Origin of the sequence: Roseateles sp. DAIF2 (assembly GCF_015624425.1) — a bacterium.
Taxonomy (GTDB): Bacteria; Pseudomonadota; Gammaproteobacteria; order Burkholderiales; family Burkholderiaceae_C; genus Kinneretia.
On record NZ_CP049919.1, the window covers coordinates 4,850,083 to 4,874,463 of the forward strand.

A 24,381-nucleotide genomic window follows, 5' to 3' on the forward strand; every position below is an offset into this window, starting at 1 on the left:
GCCGCGGCGCCGGCCTCATGTCCCAGGACATAGAAAGGCCACGACCGACCATGCAACAAGCCCAACAGAGCGGCCAGCTCGGACTGCCGCAACGCCTGCACAGCCTGGCCGCGATGGCCGCGCTGCTGGAGCGCCTGGACCGCCTCGCCGGCGATGCCAGCGCGGCGCAGTACCAGGAGGTCGCGCGCCGCGTCGGCCAGTTGCTGGAGGCGGCCGAGCCCGATGCCTATCTGGACCGGCTGCTGGCCCTGGCGCCGGCCACCGCCGAGCTCTACGAGAACCGGCATTACGCCGAGGCCGGCCTGTGTCGCTCGCCGCTGGATGCGGCCGCCGCGGCCGAGCTGGAAGCGCGCCGACTGATCGGGCGGCTGCGCGGCTGAGCACACACCGGCCCGGGAGGCCGGACATCGGAGCAATCACCGCTCCGGCTTGACATGCGATAATTGCGAATAGTTCTTATTTGCAAAACATCATGTCCGCTCCCACCGCGACCGAGTCGCCGCTGAGCCAGCTGTACCGCCAGCATCATGCCTGGCTGCTCGGCTGGCTGCGGCGGCGCCTTGGCCAGCCGGAACCCGCGGCCGATCTGGCGCAGGACACCTTCCTGCGCCTGCTGCGCCCCGGTGTCGCGCTGCCGGCGGAGCTGCGCGCGCCGCGGGCCTATCTCAGCACCATCGCCCATGGCCTGCTGGTCAACCATTGGCAGCGCCAGGACCTGGAGGCCGCCTATCTGCAGGCCCTGGCGGCCCAGCCGCCGGCCCTGCACCCCTCCGCCGAGGAGCAGGCCCAGACCCTGGAGCTGCTGCTGGCGGTGCAGCGCATGCTGGACGGACTGGCCGAGCGGCCGCGCCGCGCCTTCCTGCTGGCCCGGCTGGACGGCCTGGGTTATGCCGAGATCGCCACCGAGCTGGGCGTCTCCGAGCGCATGGTCAAGAACTACATGGCCCAGGCCATGCTGCATTGCCTGCGCCTGCGTGGCGATACGAGCCCATGATGAAGCCGGCCCTGCCTCCCGATGTGCTGGCCCAGGCGGCCGACTGGTTCGCGCGCCTGCAAGACCCGGCCGCGGGGCCAGGCGAGCGAGCGCGCTGGTCGGCCTGGCGCGCCGCCTCGCCCCAGCATGCCCAGGCCTGGCATCAGGTGGAAACGGTCTGGGGCGGCTTCGACGGCCTGCCGGCCGCACTGGCGCAGCAGGCCCTGGACCAGGCCGCGAGCCGGCTGCGCGCGCGCCGCCAGGCGCTGCGGCGCGGCGGCGCGGGTCTGCTGGGCGTGTTCGGCCTGAGCCTGGTCGGCTGGCGGCTGCTGGAGCCGCAGGGCGCGCTGCAGACCGCACTGGGCCAGACCCGGCACTGGGCCCTGGCCGATGGCGGCCGGCTCTGGCTCAACACCGACAGCCATGCCGACCTCGACTACGGGCCGCAGCAGCGCCGCATCCGCCTGCACGAGGGCGAGCTGCTGCTGCAGGCCGAGGCCGATAGCCAAGCCCTGCCGCGCCCGCTGCTGCTGGAGACCGGCCTGGCCCAGCTCACCCCGCTGGTGCCGAGCCGCTTCGCCTGGCGCGACGAGGGCCGTGGCGGCGGCCTGCTGAGCGTCTACCAGGGCCAGGTCGAACTGGCGCCGCGGCGCGGCCCGACGCGCCGGGTCGAGGCCGGCCGGAGCCTGCGGCTGCGCCCCGGCGGCGGCCAGCTCGAGGGCCGCGCGCTGGCCCTGCACGAGGCCTGGAGCCGCGGCCTGCTGATCGCCGAGAACATGCGCCTGGCCGATTTCCTGGCCGAACTCTCGCGCTACCGACCGGGCCGGCTGGACTGCGAGGCGGCGCTGGCGGAGCTGCGCCTGGTCGGCAGCTTCCCGACCCAGGATCCCGAGCGCGCGCTGCGCGCCCTGGCCGAGACCCTGCCGCTGCAAATCGAGCGGCCGCTGCCCGGCTGGACCCGGCTGCGCGCGCGAGCCTGAACCTCTTGGCTCTTTGTTCATGGATTCGTGATCTCCCGGCGCGGTCTTGATGACCCCTACACAGAGTCGGGTTGCGCCGGGACGCGGGCACGCGCAATTGCTCCGTGTCCCCCGGGCCGCTTTGCGCGGCCCTCCTCCTTGACCTGCGCAATTGCGCATACCCACATCCCGGCGTCTCCATCGCCAGGTTTTCGCGGAGAAAGCCAAACGCAGCGCCGAGCAGGAGGGCGGGCAGGCCTGATGCGGAGGTCAAGGAGGAGGCCGCGAAGCGGCCGGGGGACACGTAGCAGCAGGTCTGCCCGCCCTCCTGCGGCCAAGTCTTCGCCATCGCGCACACCCATCAACGCGCAAAGAGCCAATTTTTCTTCTTCACGGCACTTCCCTTTTTTCCGGCTCGGCTGGCCTGGGTGTTGAACGCCAGGCCACGAGGGCACGCAAGACGCCCCCGGCCCCAGCCCCATCCGAGCCGCTGCCGCCTCCCGCGCGGCAGCCTGATCCATCCCTTTTCCTGTTGCCATGAAGTCCCTTGTCGCTCCTTCCGCCCCTCGCGCCCGCCTGCCCCGCCCTAGCCTGCTGCAGGCCAGCCTGCGCCTGGCCCTGGCCGGCCTGCCGCTGCTGACCCCGGCCCTGTCCCAGGCCCAGGCCGCCCCGCAACAGCAGGCCGCGGCGCGCGCCTACGACATCCCGGCCGGCCCGCTGGCCGAGGCGCTGAGCCGCTTCGGCGCGGCCAGCGGCCTCCTGATCTCGGTCGACGCGCGCCTGACCGAGCAGCGCCAGAGCCCCGGCCTGCGCGGCGCCTACGGGCCCGACGAGGGCCTGCATGCGCTGCTGGCCGGCACCGGCCTGATGGCGCAGCGCACGCCTCAGGGCAACCTGACCCTGGTGCCGGCGCCGCAGCCGGGCAAGGGCGCGCTGCAGCTGGCCCCGCTGCGCGTGCAGGGCGAGGCGGCCGCGCAAGGCCTGGCCCTGCATGCCTCGCCGCAGGAGGAGGCGCTGGCGCCCTACCGCGAGGCGCGCTCGATCAACCAGATCGACCGCGAGACCCTGGAGCGTTTTCGCGGCACCTCGCCGGGCGAGATGCTGAAGGGCGTGCCGGGCGTGCAGATGGGTGATCTGCGCAACGGCCACTCGCTGGACGTCAACATCCGCGGCCTGCAGGGCCAGGGCCGCGTCGCGGTGGTGGTAGACGGCAGCCAGCAGTCGCTGGACGTCTACCGCGGCTATGCCGGCCAGCAGCAGCGCAGCTATCTGGACCCGGACCTGATCGGCAGCGTCACGATCGACAAGGGCCCGAGCCTGAGCCTGGACGGGGCCGGCGCGATCGCCGGCGTGGTCAGCATGCGCACCCTGCAGGCGCGCGACATCCTGGCCGACGGCGCCAGCAGCGGCTGGCGCCTGCGCGGCGGCCTGGCCGACAACAGCGTGCGCGAGCAGAGCGGCTTCAAGATCTTCAACCGCAGCAATCGCAACGACATCACCGATCCCGCCAGCGGCTTCGCCTCTGCCGCCTATGCCCTCCGCGGCGAGCGCTTCGACCTGGTGGCCGCTATCGTGCACCGCCAGCAGGGCAACTACTTCGCCGGCAAGCATGGCGCCGAGCGCTATGTCGGCAATGCCAAGAGCGGTGGCAGCGGCACCGGCTACAACCCCGACGATGTCTACAAGTACTACCGCCCCGGCGAGGAGGTGCTGAACACCCACAGCCGCAGCGACTCGCTGCTGCTCAAGGGCAGCTACCGGCATGACGCCGACCAAACGCTGGAGCTGGGCCTGCGGCGCATGAAGTCGCGCTACGGCGAGGTCATGCCCTCGGCCATCATGCGCACGCCGGCCTCCAGCCAATGGGTCACCTATGCCGACCCGGAGAACACGATGCAGCAGTTCGAGCCGGGCCGCATGGACCTGACCGCGCTGACCGCCGAGCATCGCTGGCAGCCCGCCGGCCAGTCGCTGATCGACCTGAAGAGCAAGCTCTGGTTCACCCGCGCCGACAGCCTGATGTTCAACGGCGTGGTCAGCAACACGCCGGTCGGCCGCGACCTGCCCAGCAACCAGCTGGGCGACCCGCAGGGCGACACCTACCAGCATGCGCTGCGCTCCGATGTGCGCGGCCAGCGCTGGGGCGCGCAGCTGGGCAACAGCTCGCTGTTCTTCTTCGACGGCGGCCAGTCGCTGAAGGCCGAGTACGGCCTGAGCTACACGCATGAGAAGACCGGCCCGGGCGCCGGCGCGAAGGTGGTGGAGAGCGATCTGCGCGCCAACCGCTATGTGCGCTCCGGCCTGCGCAAGGAGGCCAGCCTGACCGGTTCGCTGGAATGGAAGCCCGCCGAGGCCTGGAGCCTGCTGGCCGGCGGCCGCCTGCTGCAGTACTCGGTGCAGGACAACAACCGCCAGGCCCATGTCACCGCCCGGACCAAGGTGCCGCGCCGCGCGGTCTACCTCTACAAGGACGGCAAGGCGCTCGACTACGTGACCTGGTATCCGGATGCCAAGGGCCAGTTCACCGAGGACTCGCTGCGCAACAGCCCGCACCTGCTCGGCACCATGGCCGACCTGGGCTACGACAGCTGGAAGCCGCTAGGCCCCAACAACGGTGCCTTCATGGACGAGATCCCGAGCGCCTGGCGTTTTGACGAGCCGCTGCGCCGCAAGGGAACGCGCTTCGCGCCGACCTTCAGCGCCAGCTTCAAGCCCGACGAGCAAAGCCTCATCTACGTTCGCTACGCCACCGGATTCAAGCTGCCCAGCATGTTCGAGAGCACGGTGGGCAACAGCTTCATCACCCCCAACCCGCATCTGAAGCCCGAGCAGAACCGCAGCCTGGAGCTGGGTGCGGCCACCACGCGGCGCGATGTCTGGCAGAGCGGCGACCGGCTCTCGCTGAAGCTGGCCCGCTTCGAGAACCGCGTCAAGGACTACATCACGCGCAGCTACGACCCGGCCGAGTACAGCTTCACGATGAGCAATATGGACCGCTTCGAGACGGCGGGCTGGGAGCTCCAGTCCGCCTATGAGGGCGGGGCCTTCTTCGTCGAGGCCTCGGCCAGCTACTTCGAGCGCGCCCGCACCTGCGACGCCGCCACCGGGGCCGCGCTGCGCAATGCCAAGTACGGCGTGAAGAACGCGCCCGACTGCGCCGACGGCGGCTTCGGCGGCTCCTACGCCAACACCCAGAACCCGCCCAAGTTCTCGATCAACACCACCCTGGGCCTGCGCCTGCTCGAGGACAAGCGCCTGACCCTGGGCGCGCGCCTGGTGCGCAACAGCGCGCCGCTGCACCGCCTGGACAAGCCCTGGAACACCAATGCCTACACGACCGTGCAGCAGTACTACGCGGCCACCCGCATCGTCGACCTGTTCGTCAGCTACAAGCTGCAGCCGCAGGCCGAGCTGAGCCTGGCGCTCGACAACGTCGGCAACCGCTACTACCTGGACGCGCTGGCGCTGTCGCCGATGCCCGCGCCCGGCCGCACCCTGCGCGCCGATTTCAGCTGGCGCTTCTGAGGTCCCAACGTCACCTCGCCCCGGCGCGCGCGCCGGGGCTTTTCTTTCTTCTTCTCCCCTCCTCTCCTCACATTCCGATGGACACGACGACCACCAGCACCGCCACCCTCAGCCACAGCCAGGCCCTGAAGGCCGCCAGCCATGGCACCCATGAGCGCCTGGACCAGCGCATCATGCGCGCCGAGCCCTTCGCCGCGCTCGCCAACTACGGCCGCTTCCTGCAGGTGCAATGGCGTTTCCATCACGACATCGCCGCGCTCTACGCGCGCGCCGACCTGGCCCTGCTGCTGCCCGACCTGGCCGAGCGCCAGCGCCTGCGCGAGATCGAGCAGGACCTGGCCGACCTCGGCCTCGCCCTGCCCGCCCCCGGCGCGCAGGCACCGGCCCTGGATCCCGAGCATTGCCCGCTGGCCGAGGCGCTGGGCTGGTTCTATGTGGCCGAGGGCTCGAATCTCGGCGCGGCCCTGCTGTTCAAGGCCACGGCCGCCCTGGGGCTGGACGAGCAGCGCGGCGCGCGCCACCTGGCCGGCCATCCGGACGGCCGCCTGCGCCACTGGCGCGGCTTCACCGGCATGCTGGATGCGCAGCCGCTGCGGCCCGCCGAGCAGGAGCTGATGGCCGGCGGGGCGCGCGCGGCCTTCACGCGCGTGCATCGCCATGTGGACGAGCTCCTGGCATGACCGAACCGCGCGCCTCCCGACGATGGCTCTGGCTGGCGCTGGGCTGGCTCTCGCTGGGCCTGGCGGTCGCCGGCGCCCTGCTGCCGCTGCTGCCCACCACGGTGTTCCTGATCAGCGCCGCGGCCTGCTTCGGCCGCGCCGCGCCGCAATGGGAGGCGCGCCTGCTGGCGCATCCGCGCTTCGGCCCCACGCTGCGCGACTGGCGCGAGCATGGCGCGATCGCGCCGCGCGCCAAGGCCATGGCCTGCGCCGGCATCGCCCTCGGCCTGGCCCTGTTCTGCTGGCAATTCAAACCCAGCTGGCTGCTGGGTACTGCGGTGGCGCTGCCGATGCTGGGCTGCGCGCTCTACCTGCTGAGCCGCCCGCGGCCGGCCGGCGCATCGTCATCGGCACCGCCGCCACGCGCCGTCGATCCGCAGCGCTGGGGCCTGGGCGCCAGCCTGCTGGCGCATGGCCTGGCGCTGCTGCTGCTGTTCCAGCAGTTCCTGCTGCCCTCCGCCACCGCCGAGCCACCCGAGGCGCGCCCGGTGCTGCTGCAGGCCCGACTGCTGCCGGCCGCCGCCCCGCCCCAGCCGCTGGAGGCCAAGACCGCGCCCGAGCCCAGCCGCGCGGCGCCCGCGCGCCCGGTGCCGCCGCGCCCGGCCGAGCCCACGCCGCCCGAACCCCGCCCGCCCGCGCCCGAGGCCGCGCCGCCGCTGCTGCCGGCCCCGGAAGCGCCGAACGCCACCTGGCTGGCCGCGGCGCCCGCGCCGGCCGCACCGACGCGCAGCGAGGCCTCGGTGGCGGCCGCGCCGCCCGCGCCCGCGCTGCCGCCCGCGGCCCAGGCCGGCGGCCTCAGCAGCGACAGCTGGCAGGCCCGGGTGCTGGCTCGGCTGGAACGCTTTCGCAGCTACCCGGCGGGCGCCCGCGCGCGCCGCGAGCAGGGCGTGGCCTATGTGCTGCTGCGCCTGGACCGCGAGGGTCGGGTCTTGTCCGCCCGGCTGCAGCGCGGCAGCGGCCATGGCGAGCTGGACCAGGCCGCGCTGGCCACCATCCGCCGCGCCCAGCCTCTGCCGGCCATCCCGGCCGAGCTGCCGGCGGAGCTGGAGCTGCTGGTGCCGGTGGAGTTCTTCCTGAGCCGTTGAACCGCTGAACCGGCCCTTGCGGGCGACCAAGGTCATGTGGCCAGGCCGCGCCGGCGCGCGCTACAGTCGGCCCGCGTCATCCACCACGCGGGGAGCCGGAACCATGGGCAAGTTGAAGAGCCTCCTGAGCCTGATGCCAATGCTGCTGTTGATCGGCAGCGCCGCGGTCCAGGCCCAGCAGCCAGCGGGCCGGGTCGACGCCAAGGGCGGTGCCGACCATGAGCTGATCGCGCGCTACACCGGCTCCTGGCTGATCGCCTGGCGCAAGGCCAACTTCGCCGAGGTCAAGCCGCTGGCCCTGCTGACCGACAGCATCGCGCAGCAGAACAAGCTCGACCGCGGCCTCCGCGTCGAGGGCGGTCTGAGCGAGCTGTTCTATGTCGCGCCGCCGGGCCGCTCCGCGCTGGAGGTGCAGCGCAACTACGAGGACGCGCTGCGCAAGGCCGGCGCGACCCTGGTCTATGCCTGCAAGGGCGGCGACTGGGGCTGCCATTCCGGCGGCGGCCCGGCCAAGGACCTGCTGCTGGACGGCGTGGTGCCGCGCGGCCAGCAGGCCGAGGCCGGCCGCTGGGGGCCGAGCTTCGCCTTCGGCGCCACCTCGCAGAACCTGCGCCTGGCCATCTTCAAGCTGAGCCGCGGCGGCGCCGACAGCTGGATCACCGTCTACTCGGTCGACGCCAGCCCCGATGTGAAGGAGTTCGCCAACAGCGCGGCCACCTATCTGCAGATCCTGCAGACCAAGGGCGCCGAGCTGGGCAAGGTCAGCGTGTTCGACTCCGCGCAGATCTCGCAGGCGCTGGACGCCGAGGGCCGGATCGCGCTGTACGGCATCTTCTTCGACACCGGAAAGTCCGAGCTCAAGCCCGAATCCGCGCCGCAGCTGGCCGAGATGGCCAAGCTGCTGAAGGCCCAGCCGGCGCTGCGCGTCTATGTGGTCGGCCATACCGACAACCAGGGCGCGCAGGAGGCCAACCTCGCGCTGTCGCTGAAGCGCGCCGAAGCCGTCGCCGCCGCGCTGAGCGCCAAGCCGCATGGCATCGAGGCCAAGCGTCTGGCCGCCCGCGGTGTCGCCGACCTGTCGCCGCTGGCCAGCAACAAGGCCGAGGCCGGACGGGCGAAGAACCGGCGGGTGGAGCTGGTCGAGCAGTGAGGGGGCTCAACCCACGTTGCGCAGCGCCGTCGGCAAGACCCCCGACCAGCGCTTGAACGCGCGCCGGAACGAGCGCGCATCGGCATAGCCCAGGGCCTGGGCCACCTCGGCGATGCTCATCTGGGTGTTGATCAGCAGGTCGCGCGCGCGCTCGTAGCGGGCATCGTCGCGCAGGCCGCTGTAGCTGGCCTCCTGCGCCACCAGGCGGCGGCGCAGGGTGCGCTCGCTGACATTGACCTGGGCCGCAAGGGCGCGCTGCGAGGGCCGGTCCTGCAGGCCGTAGCGGATGCGGTTGACCACCGAGGCCAGCAGATCGTCCTGGCCGATCGGCACCTTCAGCAGCTGGTTCAGCTGCTTGCGCACCAGGTCGCTGGTCAGCCGGTCATAGCCGGGCAGCCGGGCCTCCAGCCATTTGATGTCGACCGTCAGGCGATGCTCGTCGGCATCGAAGCGCACCGGGCAGCGGAAGAAGCGTTCGTACAGGCGCGGGTTCGCCGGGCAGGCATAGGCGAAGTCCACCTGCAGCGGCCGAAAGCTCGCGCCCACCATCGCCCGCGTCACCGCCACCGCGCTGGAGAAGGCCTCCTCGACCAGGAAGGTTTCGATCTCCAGGTCGAAGACATGCGGCGTAGCGCTGATGTGGAAGCGCTCGCCATCCTCGGTCAGCTGGTGATGGATCATCGAGCCGGTGCCGGTCTGGCGCTCCAGGCCGTAGCTGACGGCCTCGCCCAGGGTCTCGCAGCTCAGCATCGCCAGCCCGGCCAGGCCCCAGGAGATCGGCGTCTCGCGCGCCCCCACCGCCAGGCCCAGCGCCGGCTCGCCCAGTTCGCGCTGCGCGCGCAGGATCAGCGCGCGGGTCTGCTGATGCGAGATCAGCACATCGTCCTGCGCCAGGGTATGGGGGTTGAAGCCCAGGCCGCGGCACAGGCGCTCGCTGGACATGCCGCGGTCCTCGACCAGGCCCAGCAGCACCCGCGCGACGGCCGGCACCAGGGTGGCCTGGCTGCGCGGATCGTTGTCGGGCTGGTCCTGCGGGTGCTCGGGGCTGGCGGCTGGTTGTTTCATGCGGATCCTCGATGAGGGAACAGGGGCCGGGCTTGTCCGGTTCTGCACCGCCTGCCGCGTCCCCTCAAGCGGGCAGCGCGGCGGCAGACGGGCCGAAAAACCGAGCTCCAGCCCAGCATGCAGTACATCACAGCCGCGCCGGGACGGCCAGGGTCCGGTTCCACGCCTGACCGCAAATGATCCCACAGTGGCCGAAATGGTTCCCTGTATGACAGTCCCCGGTCCCTAGAGTGCGGGTCGTTCCAAGCAGGTCCCCGCGTCGTTGGGCGCCACAGCGGCGCGGGGACCTCGCAGCATCGAGAGAAGCAAGAAAGCAGCACACCATGTCACGCCACAGCAAACTCACACCGTCGCCCTATCCCCTCGTCTCCCTCCTGTCGCTGGCCGCCGCGGCGGTCCTCACCTTCGGCCTGAGCGGCTGCGGCCAGACGGCCGCGCCCGAGGCCGGCAAGACCCCGCCGCGCACCGTGCTGGTCGCCAGCGCCCTGCCCGCCGCGGCCACCGGCCCCGAGTTCATCGGCGAGGTGCGCGCCGCGCAGCGCGCCGAGCTGGCCTTCGCCCTGCCCGGTCTGGTCGACCAGGTGCTGGTGGAAGCGGGCGACCGCGTCCGCCGCGGCCAGCTGCTGGCCACGCTGGAGGCCGCGCCCGGCCAGGCCCAGCTGAATGCGGCGCAGGCCGAGATCCAGCGCCTGCAGGCCGGCCTGGACGAGGCGCGCCGCAAGCAGGAGCGGCTGCGCGCCGCGCGCGAGCGCAAGGCCGCCAGCGAGGCCGAATGGACCGCCGCCCAGACCGAGCTGGGCATGGCCGAGGCCGCGCTGGCCGCGGCCCGCGCGCAGCGCGAGGGCCAGGCCTGGAACCGCGCCCGCGCCGAGCTGCGTGCGCCCTTCGACGGCGTGGTCGCCTCGCGCCAGCTGGAGATCGGCCAGGCGGTCGGCTCCGGCCTGCCGGTGATCGCGATCGACGGCGCCGGCCGCGAGCTCTGGGTCACCCTGCCCGCTGGCCTGCCGGCCCTGGCCGTGGGCCAGCGCGCCCGCCTGGCCACGCCCCAGGGCGAGCTGGACAGCCGCCTGCTGCGCCTGGGCTCGCGCCTGGAGGCCGGCGGCGCACAGCGCGCGGTGCTGGCCCTGCCCGAGCAATGGCGGGTCGGCGACACCCTGGCCGTGCGCCTGCTGCCCGGCCAGGCCCGGCCGGCCAGCGTGCAGATCCCGCTGCGTGCGGTGCAAGGGGCGGCCGACCAGGCCGCCAGCGTGTTCCGCCTGAAGGCCGACGGCCGCACGGTCGAGCAGGTCGCGGTGGGCCTGGGTGCCACCCGCGGCGAGCAGGTCGAGGTGCTGGCGGGCCTGCAGGCCGGCGACCGCGTGGTCGTGGCCGGCGGCCACAGCCTGGCCGCGGGCGCCCTGGTCAAGCCGGTCACGGCGCTGCGCTGAAGCCTGGGAGCCGACGACATGAGCATTGCCTCCTACGCCCTGAAGCGCCCGCGCTTCGCCTTCCTGGCCGCCCTGCTGCTGGTCCTCGCCGGCCTGTGGCTGGCGCTGGACTTTCCCTCGACCGAGGAACCGCAGGTCACGGTCCGCACCGCCACCGTGCTGACCCTGGTGCCCGGCGCCAGCACCGAACGCATGGAGCAGCTGGTCGCGCGCCCCACCGAGGAAGCGATCCGCTCGCTGGCCGAGGTCAAGCGCGTCAAGACCACGGTGCGGCCCGGCTTCGCCTTCAGCTATGTGGAGCTGAAGTCCGAGGTCTCGGCCCAGGCCCTGCCGGCCGTCTGGCAGCGCCTGCGCAACCGCATGGCCGAGGTCCAGCCCGGCCTGCCACAGGGAGCCACCGGCCCGCTGGTGGATGACGAGTTCGGCCGTGTCGCGGTGCTGACGATGGGCCTGACCGGCCAAGGCTACAGCGCGGGCGAGCTGCGCGAGCAGGCGCGCCAGCTGCGCGACCGGCTCTACCAGCTGGACGGTGTGGAGCGGGTCAGCCTGCATGGCGTGCGCGACGAACAGGTGCAGGTGGTGGCCGATGTCGCCGCGCTGAACGCCAAGGGCCTGTCGATCGCCGCGCTCTCCGAGGCCCTGGCCAAGCGCAATGTGCTGGCCCCGGCCGGCCGCGCCCAGGTCGGCGGCGCCGAGATGGCGCTGACCGTCAGCGGCGACGCGAGCCGACTCGCCGAGCTGGCGCAGACCCCGGTCGCGCTGCCCGGCGGCGGCTGGCTGCCGCTGGGCCAGCTGGCGCGGGTCGAGCGCGTGCCGCAGGATCCGGCCTCGGTCGGCGCCTTCGTCGACGGCCAGGCGGCCGCGGTGATCGCGGTCTCGATGGACCCGGGCCTCAATGTGATCAGCTTCGCCGAGCGCCTGCGCAGCGAGGTGCAGAGCCTGATCCGGGCCCTGCCCGCGGGCATGGAGCTGGTGCCGATCACCGACCAGGCCCAGATCGTCACCAAGCAACTCAAGCAGGTCAGCCAGGTCTTCCTGGAGACCACCGCGATCGTGATGGGCGTGGTGGTGCTGTTCCTGGGCCTGCGCACCGGCCTGATCGTCGGCGCGATCGTGCCGACCACGGTGCTGGGCAGTCTGGTGGTGATGAAGCTGCTGGGCATCGAGCTGCACATCATCTCGATCGGCGCGATCATCATCGCGCTGGGCCTGTTCGTCGACAACGCGATCGTCGTGGCCGAGGACATGGAGCGCCGCCTCGCGCTGGGCGAGGACCGCGCCGCGGCCGCTGCCGCCGCGGGCAAGACCATGTTCGTGCCGCTGCTAGTGTCCTCGCTGGCCATCATCCTGACCTTCATGCCCCTGGTGCTGAGCCGCACCGAGACCGGCGAGTACCTGCGCAGCATGGGCATCGTGATGGCGATCGCGCTGCTGCTGTCGCTGCTGCTGGCGGTCACCGTGACGCCGCTGCTGTGCCAGCGCTTCGCGGTGCACCATGCCGAGCTGAGCCGCATGGCGCGCGGCGTCGAGGCGCTGACCGGCTGGTACCGCGGCAAGGTGCGCTGGGTGTTGGGCCACAAGACGATCTACATCGGCACCATGGTGGCGCTGCTGCTGGGCGCCGGCTGGCTGTTCTCCCACATCCCCTCGGAGCTGATGCCCGCCTCGGAGCGCAAGCAGCTGCAGATGGCGATCGAGCTGGCGCCCGACACCAGCGGCAACACCACCCTGGCCACCGCGCAGCGCATCAGCCAGGCGCTGAACGAGCGCCAGCGCTTCCCCGAGCTGCAGAGCCAGACGGTCTATGTCGGCGACGGCGGCCCGCGCTTCATCCTGGCGCTGAACCCGCCGACGCCGGCCGCGCACCGCGCCTATGCGGTGCTGACCCTGGCCCCCGGCGCCACCCATGAGCAGGCCCTGCAGCGCCTGCGCAGCGAGCTGCCGGCGCAGTTCCCGGGCGTGCGCTTCGAGCCCAAGCGCTTCTCGATGGGCTCGACCGAGGCCGGCACCGCCGAGTTCCGCCTCTCCAGCGCCGACGGCCGCTCGCATGCCGCCGCCGCCGAGCGCCTGATGACCGCGCTGCAGGCCCTGCCCGGCATCATCGAGGTGCGCAGCGACGCCGAGCGCCAGGTGATGCATCTGGCGGTGCAGGTGGACCAGGTCAAGGCCGCGGCCGCCGGCATCAGCAGCGCCGAGGTGGCGCACAACCTGGAGCGCCTGCTCTCGGGCGAGGCGGTCAGCCAGTTCCGCGACGGTGACACCCTGCTGCCGGTGCTGGTGCGCGGCCCGCTGGAGCTGCGCGAGCGCATCGAGCAGCTGCAGGCCGCGCCGCTGGAGCGCGCCGGCGGCCAGGGTCGCCTGACCCTGGGCCAGATCGCCCGCGTCGAGCTGGCCAGCCAGCCCTCGGTGCTGCAGCGCGTGGACCAGGAACGCGTCGTGACGATCAGCGCCAAGCATGCGCGCTGGACCGCGCAGGGCATCGTCGACGCGGTGCAGGCGCCGCTGGGCGAGCTGCAGCAGGACGGCCAGGTGAAGATCGCGCTGGCCGGCGAGATCGAGGAAGGCGCCAGCGCCAACAACGCGATCCTGGCCCTGCTGCCGGCCTGCGTGGTGGCGATGTTCCTGCTCTTCGTCTGGCAGTTCGAGAGCCTGCGCAAGAGCCTGATCGTGCTGGCCAGCATCCCCTTCGTGACGATCGGCGCGGCGCTGGCGCTGAAGCTCAGCGGCACGACCTTGACCTTCGTCGGCACCCTGGGCCTGCTGGCGCTGGCCGGCATCATCGTCAACAACGCGGTGCTGCTGCTGGACGCGATCGACGAGGCGCGCGCCGCCGGCCTGGCCGCGGTCGACGCGATCGAGGACGCCGCCGCCAAGCGCCTGCGCCCGATCGTGATGACCAAGATGGTCTGCATCCTGGGCCTGCTGCCGCTGTACCTGTTCGGCGGCGTGGTCTGGACCAGCCTGGCCGTCGTGATGATGGGCGGCCTGGCCCTGGGCACCCTGATCACCCTGGGCCTGATCCCGGCCCTCTACGCCGCCTTCTACCGCGTGCCCGCCCCTGTTGCGAAGACCACTGCGGCCACCGCTTCCTGAACATCGAGCCTCCCATGTCGATCACGAACCCGAAGACCCCCATGACCCTGATGCGCCGGGCCGGCGCCCCGCTGCTGCTGGCCCTGGCCGCGCTGCTGGGCGGCTGCGCCAGCGTGGCCCCCGTCAGCCAGCTGCCCGCGCTGCAGGCGCGCCACGACACGCGGCTGCCCGCGGCCCCCGCGGCGGCTTCCACCCAGGCCGCGCGCGCCTGGTGGCAGGAGCTGCAGGACCCGGTGCTGGACCGGCTGCTGGTGCAGGCCCAGGCCCGCAATCTCGATCTGAAGGCCGCGCTGGCCAGCGTGCAGGAGGCCCGTTCGCTGGCCGGCCTGGCGCGCCGAGAGGGCCTGCCGCAGGGCGGACTGGATCTCGCCGCCCAGGTTTCACGCCCATCCATGCCCGAGGTCGATCCCTACCGCCAGGGCCAGCCGCGCGTGCCGGAGCAGCGCCTGATCGGCCTGAGCCAGAGCCTGAGCTGGGAGCTGGACCTGTTCGGCCGGGTCGGCACCGCCCAGGCCGTGGCCGAGCGCGAGCTGGACCTGGCGCAGGCCGATCTGCACGGCGCCCAGGCCCTGCTGCAGGCCGAGCTGGTGCAGCGCTACACCCAGCTGCGCGCGGCCCAGCAGGGCCAGCTGCTGGCCGACCAGCAGCTGGCGCTGGCGCAGACGAAGCTCGCGCAGCTGGAGGCGCGGACCGCGGCCGGCCTGGCCGATGCGCGCGAGCAGCGCGCCGCCGAGGCCGAGCTGGCGCAGCGCCGCGCCGCGCAGGGCACCATCGCCGCGCAGATCCGCCAGCAGCTGGCCGCCATCGCCCTGCTGTGCGGCGAGGCACCCGCGGCGCTGGAGGCGGGCGGCAGCCTGGCCGGCCTGCGCGAACCCCAGGCCCTGCCGGCCCTGCCCGAGCAGCAGAGCCTGCAGGTGCCCGAGGACCTGCTGCAGCGCCTGCCCCAGGTGGCGCGCGCCGACGCGGCGCTGCGCGCCAGCCTGGGCCAGCAGGTGCTGGCCGAGCGCGCCCATCTACCGCGCCTGAGCCTGGCCGCCACCATCGGTTTGAACGAGGGCGCCTCGCGCCTGGGCAAGAGCGGCGCGCTGCGCTATGCGGCCGGCCCGGCCCTGCAATGGGACTGGCTCGACGCCGGCCGCCGCCAGGCCCGCGAGGCCGCCGCCAAGGCCGGCAGCGAACGCGCCTGGGCCCAATTCGAGCAGAGCGTGCTGCAGGCCCTGGCCGACGGCGAATCCGCGCTGCGCGGCTGGCAGGCGCAATACCTCGGCTGGCAGGAGGCGCAGCAGGCGCTGCGCGCCGCCGCCGAGGCCGCGCGCTATGCCGCCGAGCGCCAAGCCCTGGGCCTGGAACCGCCGCTCGCAGCGCTCGGCAGCGAGGCCCAGCGCCTGGAGGCGGCCCAGGCCGCCATCGAGCGCCAGGGGCAGGCGCTGCAGGCCTATGTGCAGGTGCAGCTGGCGTTGGGAGCCTGGCGGCCGTAGCCAAGCGCGATGCAGGCCGGTGCGGCACCGGCTTCACCCGCCCTTCACGCGCGACACAGCTCCGCTTCATGGCGGACTTCGACACTGACTGCCGTCGCGCCCACCCCCTCGGTGGGCGCAGTCTTTTGCGAAGCGAGTATCCAAGTGTTTCCTGTTTCCAAGCCGCCCATGCCCGGACGCCAAGAACCGATGCCAGGCAGCCTGACGCTGCGGCTGACGACGATGGCCCTGCTCGCCGGCCTGCTCGGCGCCTGCGCCACGACGGTCGACCCGATCACCACCAAGCGTGGCCGGGACGGCTTTGTCGTCAACTGCAACAACCCGGAGGGCTGGGCCTCCTGCCACGACGCCGCGGCCGAAGCCTGTGACGGCCGCTACCGCGTCCTCGAGCGCAAGGAGCACATCAAGCGGCTGGTGGTCGAGTGCCGCAAGTCCCAGCGCTACGACTATGACAACGATTGATGGGCGGCCGGCCCACTGATTGACTAGCGGGCAAGACCTGGCACCGGAGGCCGTGGAAGAAAAGAAAACGAAAAAATTTCGGTCTCCCTGTCGATTTGCGCGTTCTCGGTTCGTCGTGTTGATGAAGGCCGGATGTGAGGTGAACAAGCACCACAACAACAGCCGGCTGCATTCCTTCCTCAACCCACGGAGATCGAGATGAGCAAGACGAAACAACAAACCCTGGTCATGGCCCTGCTGGCCGCCGCCATCACCGGCCTGGCCGCCCTGCCGGCCACCGCCTCGATCACGCAGCCGACGGCTGCTGTTGCTGCTGCCACTGCTGCAGCCAAGCCGGCATCCGGCCGGCTGGCGATCAACGGGATCAGCTACTACTACGAGGTCCATGGCCGCGGCAAACCACTGCTGCTGCTGCATGGCGGCCTGGGCTCGATCGAGATGTTCGCCGGCGCGGTGCTGCCCCAGCTGGCCGCAACGCGCCAGGTGATCGCGGTGGACCTGCAGGGGCATGGCCGCACGCCCCTGGGTTCGCGCCCCTTCACCCTGCAGGCCATGGGCGACGACATGGCCGCCCTGGTCAAGCAGTTGGGCCACGACAAGGTGGACGTGATGGGCTACTCGCTGGGCGGCGGCGTGGGCCAGCGCATGGCCCTGCAGCATCCCCAGCGCGTGGAGCGCCTGGTGCTGGTGTCGACCAGCTTCGCCGACAACGGCGTCTACCCCGACCTGCGCGCGCTGCAGCAGGGGCTGAGCGCGGCCGCGGCGCCGATGATGAAGGACACACCGATGTTCAAGTCCTATGCCGCGGTGGCGCCGGACGTCACCGAGTTCCCGAGGCTGCTGGACACCCTGGGCGACTTCATGCGCCAGAAGTACGACTGGTCGGCCGATGTGCCCAAGCTGCAGATGCCCGTGATGCTGGTCTATGGCGACGGCGACATGTTCACGCCCGAGCACATGGTGAAGTTCTACCAGCTGCTGGGCGGCGGCCAGCGCGACGCCGGCTGGGCACGCGAGGGCCTGTCCAAGAACCGCCTCGCCATCCTGCCCGACCTGACCCATTACGACATCTTCACCTCGCCCCGCCTAGCCGCGACGGCGCTGCCCTTTCTCAATGGCAGCAGCGATGCGAAGGCGTGGGCGGAGCAGGCGGGGAATCGGTGAGGGAGGAAGGGCGCGGGTCGCGCCCTAAAGCCAGGTGACCTTTGACTGATTCCCGACGGGGACTTGATCCCCAGAATGCCGCGGCCTGAGCGCTGGTCGTGGCATTTGCGCATCCGGGCATCCACACAACTTCGGGGAGTCACACACACCATGGCAAGACCATCATTCAACAGCGCATGGGCCGCCTTCATGGCGGTCCGGGTGCCCGTGCTCGAGGTAGGCAAGAAGATCGGTGGGAATGTCCAGAAGAACATCGAGATGCCGGAAGGCGGCTTTCGCAACGCTTGCCCCATCCGCATGAGCTATGTGTTGAACAAGACGGGTTTAAGCATTTGACCGCTGGGGGGCTATCGCCGCGAGATTTCAGTCCATGTCAGCGCGCCACAACGGCCGAACGATGGAAATGAATACGCTCCGCCTTACACCCCTTGAACGCGAGACCCGCGCTGCCCTTCCCACGCCAGAGACCACACTCCACCTGAATCACGCCCAACAAACTCTACGCCTGTGGGCCATGCGCGAGAACGCCCCCATCCGGCCGATCCGCGTGCATGGGCGACTGGCCGGGCCCGTCGCCGACATCCGAAAACTGCTGCACGTCGCCACCGCCTGAGCGTCGAGGCGGACCATGATGGTACGCATTGCCGAGCGCACGCAGCAGCACAGGCTCAATGCCTCGATGCTCGAGGCCACCACGGCTCGCAACGATGAGGGTCAGGTTTTCACCCCCGCCGAGCTGGCGGCCAAGTCCACGGCCAACAAGGCGATTCGGCGGGCCGATTTGATGACACGGATTGCCGGCTTCGAACGCTACGCCGATGCCGAGAGCCATCAAGGCGTGTTCATCACGCTGACCTGCCCCAACCTAGGGTCACGCTTCAAAAGTGCTCCATGCCCGCTCCACCAGTGCACGCATGCTCGCGTCTTCTGCCAAAGGATGAATGTCCAAATCCTTGAGTGTGGCTTGATAAATTTCTTGGGCCCCATTCACGGGAGCTCGCAGTGCTGCAGCGAAGTCGACTTCGGCCGCATTGGTGTTGCCAAGCAAACACTGCACATAAGCCCGATTACCGAGCAACATGCCGTCGGACTGCATGCAGCGTGTCACGGCATCGTTCAGGTTGCTCAAAGCTGTTTGCAATAACACTTGCGCCGCAGGATTGCCAATATCCTGCATCGTCTTGGCCTTCAGCAAGCGCCCAAAACCGGCGCCATTCATCGCTCGTGCGACCTGCTCGCGCAGCGCGGGCTCGGCTGCCTCGCCAAACCGGCGTAGCACCTCGTCATAGGTGGCAATCGCGGCTTCGCTCTGCTTCAGTTGGCCCTGGGTGACGCCCTTGCTGACCAGGGCCCTTGCGACCTGCTCGCGCAGCGCGGGCTCGGCTACCTCGCCAAACCGGCGTAGCACCTCGTCATAGGTGGCAATCGCGGCTTCGCTCTGCTTCAGTTGGCCTTGGGTGCCGCCCTTGCTGACCAAGGCCCTTGCGACCCGCTCGCGCAGCGCGGGCTCGGCTGCCTCGCCAAAGCGGCGTAGCACCTCGTCGTAGGTAGCAATCGCGGCTTCGCTCTGCTTCAGTTGGCTTTGGGTGATGCCCTTGTTGACCAGGGCCCTTGCGACCTGCTCGCGCAGCGCGGGCTCGGCTGCCTCGCCAAAGCGGCGTAGCACCTCGTCGTAGGTAGCAATCGCGGCTTCGCTCTGCTTCAGTTGGCCCTGGGTGATGCCCTTGTTGACCAGGGCCCTTGCGACCTGCTCGCGCAGCGCGGGCTCGGCTGCCTCGCCAAACCGGCGTAGCACCTCGTCATAGGTGGCAATCGCGGCTTCGCTCTGCTTCAGTTGGTCTTGGGCGACGCCCTTGCTGACCAAGGCCATTGCGACCTGCTCGCGCAGCGCGGGCTCGGCTGCCTCGCCAAAGCGACGTAGCACCTCGTCGTAGGTGGCAATCGCGGCTTCGCTCTGCTTCAGTTGGTCTTGGGTGGCGCCCTTGCTGACCAAGGCCATTGCGACCTGCTCGCGCAGCGCGGGCTCGGCTGCCTCGCCAAAGCGGCGTAGCACCTCGTCGTAGGTAGCAATCTCGGCTTCGCTCTGCTCCAGTTGGCCTTGGGTGACGCCCTTGCTGACCAAGGCCATTGCGACCCGCTCGCGTAGCGCGGGCTCGGCTGCCTCGCCAAAGCGACGTAGCACCTCGTCATAGGTAGCAATCGCGGCTTCGCTCTGCTTCAGTTGGCCTTGGGTGATGCCCTTGTTGACCAGGGCCCTTGCGACCTGCTCGCGCAGCGCGGGCTCGGCTGCCTCGCCAAAGCGACGTAGCACCTCGTCGTAGGTGGCAATCTCGGCTTCGCTCTGCTCCAGTTGGCCCTGGGTGATGCCCTTGTTGACCAGGGCCCTTGCGACCCGCTCGCGTAGCGCGGGCTCGGCTGCCTCACCAAAGCGACGTAGCACCTCGTCATAGGTAGCAATCGCGGCTTCGCTCTGCTTCAGTTGGCCTTGGGCGATGCCCTTGTTGACCAGGGCCATTGCGACCTGCTCGCGCAGCGCGGGCTCGGCTGCCTCGCCAAACCGGCGTAGCACCTCGTCATAGGTAGCAATCTCGGCTCCGCTCTGCTTCAGTTGGCTTTGGGTGACACCCTTATTGACCAGGGCCATTGCGACCTGCTTGCGCAGCGCGGGCTCGGTTGCCTCGCCAAAGCGACGTAGCACCTCGTCGTAGGTGGCAATCGCGGCTTCGCTCTGCTTCAGTTGGGCTTGAGTGATACCACGATTGACTAGCACCCGTGCAACGTTGGCAGCACCGGCATTGGCAACCCCTGCAGCTTTGAGCCAAAAATAGGCAGCGTCTTCCAGCGCATCGGCAGTGTAGGCGGCATGGGCGCGAGTATTCCAATCATCGAAAGAGTAGCGGTCTTCGTTGGATGCCTTCAATTCACGGTCGCGTTGAGCAAGCACTCTCGTTGACTCTTCCAGATCAGATGGGGGCTGGGTCCCGGCTTTGCCAATTGACTCTTGCGCTGTACTAATCGCTTTTGCAACATCAGCCGCGTGCGCTTGTACCTGTTGGGCGTGGCCATCCATTTCCACATGCACCTGTGCAGCTTTTTTCGCCAATGCTTCTATTTGCTCTTTCAGCTCCTTTGCCTGCTTGTCAAACCACTCTTGTGCGCCAGTCTTCGCAATATCTGCGGCCGCTTCCTTGGCTTCCGACTTGGCATTGCGATACCCCAGGAATCCACCCAAAACCAGCAACACCGTGATGCCGGCGCTCAGTATGGCGATCACAACGCCAAAGCGGTCAACGCTTTGGCTTAGCTGCGCCAACTGGTCATCTACACGCTTGTCAACGGCGGCTATTTGTTGGCGCAAAGCCTCAACATCTTTGACTTGAAGCTCCTTTTGTGACTCCCACTTACTTTGTTGCTGAATCGACCCGGGTTTCCTAGACACCCATGAGCCGTTGGGAATGGCGTCGTTCGAACTCAACGGGCGAAGTGTCGCCGGCGGTTCCGTGACGCCGCTTGGGGTTGTAAAACATCTCGATGTAGTTGAAGACGTCGGCGCGGGCGTCGTTGCGCGTGGCATAGACCTGGCGGCGGATGCGCTCGCGCTTGAGCAACTGGAAGAAGCTCTCGGCCACGGCGTTGTCATGGCAGTTGCCGCGCCGGCTCATGCTGCTGACCAGGTTGTGGTCGCGCAGGAACGTCTGCCACTCATGGCCGGTGAACTGGCAGCCCTGGTCGGAGTGGACCGTAACGGCCTGTCTGGGCTGGCGGCGCCATAACGCCATCAGCAGTGCATCCAGCACCAGGCTGGTGTCGATGCGACTGCCCATCGACCAGCCCACCACCTGGCGCGAGAACAGGTCGACCACGACCGCCAGGTACAGCCATCCCTCGTGCGTGCGGATGTAGGTGATGTCGGTCACCCAGGACTGGTTGGGCTCGGCCGCCGTGAACTGGCGCTGCAGGTGGTTGGGTGCAACGACTGCAGGCCTGCCCCCGCGCACGCCTGGGCGGCGCCGGTAGCCGGTCTGCGAGCGCAGACCTTCGAGCTTGAGCAGCCGCGCCACGCGGTGCTTGCCGCAGCGCTCGCCGAGGTCGCGCATGTCCAGCGTCAGCTTGCGATAGCCGTACACGCCGCCGCTCTCCAACCAGGCCTGCTTGAGCAGCCCGGTCAGCCGCAGGTCATCCTTGGCCCTGGCGCTCTGCGGCTCAGCCCTCCATGCGTAATAGCCGCTCGGGTGCACCTGCATCACCTTGCACATGCGCCGCACGCTGTACTGGGCCTCGTGCGCCTTGATGAACGCGTACCTCACCCGGACTGTTTGGCAAAGTACGCGGCGGCCTTTTTTAGGATGTCGCGCTCCTCGGTCACGCGCCGCAGCTCGGCCTTCAGCCGCCGCAGTTCCTCGGCCTGCGAGACCTGTGCCTGCCGCTCGGCGCCCGGCGCCGAGTACACCTTGATCCACTTGTACAGGCTGTGCTGGCTCACTCCGATCCGTGCCGACACGTCGGCCACCCGGTGGCCTCGCTCCGTGATCTGCTTGACCGCCTCGATCTTGAATTCTTCTGGGTAGGGTTGGTTGGTCTTCATGGCACCTCCTATTGGGCCTCAGATTGAGACTCGAAGGTGTCTACTGAATCCGGGTCGATTCATGCAATTCCTTGAAAGCGTTCAAGTCGTCTTGCGATGCAACCACTGAGCTTGGAGCTGCTTGCGCAACAGCCGTGGCCCATAGCAAGAGGCATATAGCCAACAGTCGGCTCATAGGAACCACTCCCTTGATCGCTTTCATGAATTGCCGTCGATGGCAAATTTAAGCTCGGGATGCTAGCAAATCCGTTGAATTGCCGAACTATGGCGGCAAGGCCATCACAGCGGGCTGGTCCGCAACCAAAGCCAGCGCCAAGAACCTTGGCTATGCAACACTGGAACATTGATCGGATGCTGATGGCCACCAATGCAAAATCCGACGTCGCGGCTACATGGCGGCTACATGAGCCCAAGAGGCAACAAAGCACGAACGAAAATATTCGGCTAAGTGTTTTACTTATTTGGTAGGCCGTACAGGACTTGAACCTGTGACCAAAGGATTATGAGTCCTCTGCTCTAACCATCTGAGCTAACGGCCCGAAGCGCGCGATTGTAAGGGTGCCTCGCGGGCGCCCGCCGCCATCACTTCTGCGACAGCGCGTTCGTCACCATCCGCGAGGTGATGTCGACGATCTGGATCATGCGGTCGTAGGCCATGCGGGTCGGGCCGATCACGCCCAGGGTGCCGACGACCTGACCGTCGACCTCGTAGGGCGCGGAGACGATCGACAGCTCCTCGTAGGGCACGACCTGGCTCTCGCCGCCGATGTAGATGCGCACGCCCTCGGCGCGGCTGGAGACGTCCAGCAGGCGCATCAGCTGGGTCTTCTGCTCGAACAGGTCGAACAGGCGCCGCAGGCTGCCCATGTCGTGGCTGAAGTCCTGCACGGTCAGCAGGTTGCGCTCGCCGGAGACGACGACGCGGTCCTCCTCATGCTGCATCGCCTCGGTGCCGACCTGCACGGCCGCGCTCATCAGCTGCGCGATCTCGCCGCGCAGCGCGTCGACCTCGCTCTTCAGCCGCTCGCGCACCGCCTCCAGGCTCAGGCCGGCGTAATGGCTGTTGAGCCGGTTGCTGGCCTCGGCCAGCTCGGACTGGCTCAGGTCCTGGGCGGTGAAGATGACCCGGTTCTGCACATCGCCGTCCGGCGAGACCATGATCACCAGCACCCGGCGTTCGCCCAGGCGCAGGAACTCGATGTGGTGGAACACGCTGGGCTTGCGCGGCGCGGTCACGACGCCGACGAAGCTCGACAGGTTGGACAGCAGCTGCGCGGCGTTGGCGATCACGCGCTGCGGCTGGTCCGGCAGCAGCTGGCTCTCCAGCGGCCGGGTGTCGGTCACCAGGCCCTGCTGGGCGGTCAGCATGGTGTCGACGAAGAGGCGGTAGCCGCGTGCGGTCGGGATGCGGCCGGCGCTGGTGTGCGGGCTGGCGATCAGGCCCAGCTCCTCCAGGTCCGCCATCACATTGCGGATCGTCGCCGGGCTCAGCTCCAGGCCGGAGGCCTTGGAAAGCGTGCGCGAACCGACGGGCTGGCCGTCCGCGATATAGCGTTCGACCAGGGTTTTCAGCAGGGATCTGGAGCGCTCGTCGAGCATGGCGGTCATTGTACGGACTGCAGCGCCACGGTCAGCGGGCATTCACATCGCTGTGGTGTAATTCTGCGCATGGTCACGAAGCCTCCTCCTACACCGTTCCGACATGCGGCCATCGTGGGCAAACATCAAGCCCGCGGCATCCGGCCGGTCCTGGAGGAGGTTGCCGAATTCGTGGCCGCTCAGGGATTGGATGTTTCCCTGGAACGCGAGACCGCCGAGAACACCGGCATCACCGACTACCCCGCCCTCTCCAACGACGAGATGGGCGCGCAATGCGACCTGGCGATCGTCGTCGGCGGCGACGGCACGATGCTCGGCTTCGCGCGCGACATGGCAAGACATGGCACCCCGCTGGTCGGCATCAACCAGGGGCGCCTGGGCTTCATCACCGATATCTCGCTGGAGCGCTTTCGCGAGGCGCTGGCGCCGATCCTGGCCGGCGACTACGAGAAGGAGCAGCGCGCGATGCTGGAGGGCGCCGTCTGGCGCGACGGCGATTGCATCTTCGAGGGCCTGGCGCTCAACGATGTGGTGGTCAGCCGCGGCGCCACCGCCTCGATGGTGGAGCTGAAGGTGGACGTGGGCGACGAGTTCGTCGCCAATATGCGCGCCGACGGCGTGATCGTCGCCTCCCCGACCGGCTCGACCGCCTACTCCCTGTCATCTGGCGGCCCCATCATGCATCCCAGCATCGCTGGCTGGGTGCTGGTGCCGATCGCTTCGCATGCGCTGTCCAACCGCCCGATCGTGCTGCCGGACTCCGGCGAGGTGCGGCTGGAGATCGTGGCCGGGCGCGACGCCAGCGTCAATTTCGACATGCAGAGCCTGGCCAGCCTGCTGCACGGCGACCGCATCACGGTGCGGCGGTCCGCGCACAAGGTCTGCTTCCTGCATCCGCAGGGCTGGAGTTATTACGCGACGCTGCGCCGCAAGCTGCGCTGGTACGAGGGAGTGAGTTGATGGCCCACCCCCTACGGCCTACGGCCGCCCCCGCAAGGGGGCACGCCCGCAGGCCCGGCGGAGCCGGATCCTCGGGCGTCGCTCGGTGCGGATGCGCGCGTGCAATGAACACGCCGCTCAAGCGGCATGGAGAACTT

18 protein-coding genes, 1 tRNA gene and 1 pseudogene are annotated in these 24,381 nt (G+C 69.6%); 15 read left to right on the plus strand and 5 right to left on the minus strand.

The genetic code is table 11. The features are described 5' to 3' along the window. Positions 1-50 precede the first annotated feature (50 nt). The 7 genes from G8A07_RS22390 to G8A07_RS22420 all read left to right on the plus strand — a co-directional run bounded on the left by G8A07_RS22390 (position 51) and on the right by G8A07_RS22420 (position 8,411). Complete coding sequence (locus G8A07_RS22390) at positions 51-380, plus strand: hypothetical protein (protein ID WP_249937098.1); 330 nt, start codon at positions 51-53, stop codon at positions 378-380. A 92-nt stretch (positions 381-472) separates the two neighbouring features. Then, positions 473-994 (plus strand): sigma-70 family RNA polymerase sigma factor, encoded by a 522-nt coding sequence (locus tag G8A07_RS22395; RefSeq protein ID WP_195794158.1) that lies wholly within the window; start codon positions 473-475, stop codon positions 992-994. Next, positions 991-1,953, plus strand: a complete 963-nt coding sequence (locus tag G8A07_RS22400; RefSeq protein WP_195794159.1) for a DUF4880 domain-containing protein — start codon at positions 991-993, stop codon at positions 1,951-1,953. Before G8A07_RS22395 ends, G8A07_RS22400 begins: the two co-directional genes overlap by 4 nt. Positions 1,954-2,469: 516 nt before the next feature. Further along, positions 2,470-5,457 carry a TonB-dependent receptor gene (locus G8A07_RS22405; RefSeq protein ID WP_195794160.1) on the plus strand — a complete coding sequence of 996 codons (2,988 nt, stop codon included), beginning with the start codon at positions 2,470-2,472 and terminating at the stop codon, positions 5,455-5,457. Positions 5,458-5,534: 77 nt separating this feature from the next. Beyond that, entirely contained in the window at positions 5,535-6,137 is a 603-nt protein-coding gene (locus G8A07_RS22410; RefSeq protein ID WP_195794161.1) for a biliverdin-producing heme oxygenase, read from the plus strand. Continuing rightward, a complete protein-coding gene (locus G8A07_RS22415) occupies positions 6,134-7,261 on the plus strand; it encodes a TonB family protein (RefSeq protein ID WP_195794162.1) in 1,128 nt (375 codons plus the stop codon). Before G8A07_RS22410 ends, G8A07_RS22415 begins: the two co-directional genes overlap by 4 nt. Before the next feature lie 103 nt (positions 7,262-7,364). Next, positions 7,365-8,411 (plus strand): OmpA family protein, encoded by a 1,047-nt coding sequence (locus G8A07_RS22420; protein WP_195794163.1) that lies wholly within the window; start codon positions 7,365-7,367, stop codon positions 8,409-8,411. A gap of 6 nt (positions 8,412-8,417) precedes the next feature. Here G8A07_RS22420 and G8A07_RS22425 read toward each other — a convergent pair whose 3' ends face one another. Beyond that, entirely contained in the window at positions 8,418-9,476 is a 1,059-nt protein-coding gene (locus G8A07_RS22425; RefSeq protein ID WP_195794164.1) for an AraC family transcriptional regulator, read from the minus strand. A 323-nt stretch (positions 9,477-9,799) separates the two neighbouring features. Here G8A07_RS22425 and G8A07_RS22430 point away from each other — a divergent pair, with 323 nt between their 5' ends. The 7 genes and pseudogenes from G8A07_RS22430 to G8A07_RS28125 all read left to right on the plus strand — a co-directional run. Next, entirely contained in the window at positions 9,800-10,903 is a 1,104-nt protein-coding gene (locus G8A07_RS22430) for an efflux RND transporter periplasmic adaptor subunit (protein WP_195794165.1), read from the plus strand. A gap of 18 nt (positions 10,904-10,921) precedes the next feature. Continuing rightward, positions 10,922-13,996 (plus strand): efflux RND transporter permease subunit, encoded by a 3,075-nt coding sequence (locus G8A07_RS22435; RefSeq protein ID WP_195794166.1) that lies wholly within the window; start codon positions 10,922-10,924, stop codon positions 13,994-13,996. A 14-nt stretch (positions 13,997-14,010) separates the two neighbouring features. Beyond that, positions 14,011-15,474, plus strand: coding sequence for a TolC family protein (locus G8A07_RS22440; RefSeq protein ID WP_195794167.1), 1,464 nt, complete (start codon positions 14,011-14,013; stop codon positions 15,472-15,474). A 168-nt stretch (positions 15,475-15,642) separates the two neighbouring features. After that, a complete protein-coding gene (locus G8A07_RS22445) occupies positions 15,643-15,936 on the plus strand; it encodes a hypothetical protein (protein WP_195794168.1) in 294 nt (97 codons plus the stop codon). A gap of 198 nt (positions 15,937-16,134) precedes the next feature. Continuing rightward, the gene (locus G8A07_RS22450; protein WP_213086193.1) at positions 16,135-17,100 is read left to right on the plus strand and encodes an alpha/beta fold hydrolase; all 966 of its coding nucleotides are present in this window, start codon (positions 16,135-16,137) and stop codon (positions 17,098-17,100) included. Positions 17,101-17,250: 150 nt separating this feature from the next. Further along, positions 17,251-17,436, plus strand: a complete 186-nt coding sequence (locus G8A07_RS22455) for a hypothetical protein (RefSeq protein ID WP_195794169.1) — start codon at positions 17,251-17,253, stop codon at positions 17,434-17,436. Between the two features lie 295 nt (positions 17,437-17,731). Further along, positions 17,732-17,953 (plus strand): annotated as a pseudogene (locus G8A07_RS28125) (replication endonuclease); the annotation flags it as partial. A gap of 18 nt (positions 17,954-17,971) precedes the next feature. Here G8A07_RS28125 and G8A07_RS27965 read toward each other — a convergent pair. The 4 genes from G8A07_RS27965 to hrcA all read right to left on the minus strand — a co-directional run bounded on the left by G8A07_RS27965 (position 17,972) and on the right by hrcA (position 23,284). Next, on the minus strand, positions 17,972-20,575 hold the full coding sequence (locus G8A07_RS27965; protein ID WP_249937099.1) for a hypothetical protein: 2,604 nt from the start codon (positions 20,573-20,575) through the stop codon (positions 17,972-17,974). Next, a protein-coding gene (locus G8A07_RS22470; RefSeq protein ID WP_195794171.1) for an IS3 family transposase occupies positions 20,532-21,685 on the minus strand; the annotation gives its coding sequence in 2 pieces (ribosomal slippage) (positions 20,532-21,445 and positions 21,445-21,685; 1,155 coding nt in all). Before G8A07_RS22470 ends, G8A07_RS27965 begins: the two co-directional genes overlap by 44 nt. Positions 21,686-22,147: 462 nt before the next feature. Then, a tRNA-Ile gene (locus G8A07_RS22475) sits at positions 22,148-22,224 on the minus strand. Between the two features lie 43 nt (positions 22,225-22,267). Further along, the gene (hrcA, locus tag G8A07_RS22480) at positions 22,268-23,284 is read right to left on the minus strand and encodes a heat-inducible transcriptional repressor HrcA (RefSeq protein ID WP_195797910.1); all 1,017 of its coding nucleotides are present in this window, start codon (positions 23,282-23,284) and stop codon (positions 22,268-22,270) included. A gap of 69 nt (positions 23,285-23,353) precedes the next feature. Here hrcA and G8A07_RS22485 point away from each other — a divergent pair, with 69 nt between their 5' ends. Further along, the gene (locus G8A07_RS22485) at positions 23,354-24,244 is read left to right on the plus strand and encodes an NAD kinase (RefSeq protein WP_195794172.1); all 891 of its coding nucleotides are present in this window, start codon (positions 23,354-23,356) and stop codon (positions 24,242-24,244) included. Positions 24,245-24,381: the final 137 nt, after the last annotated feature.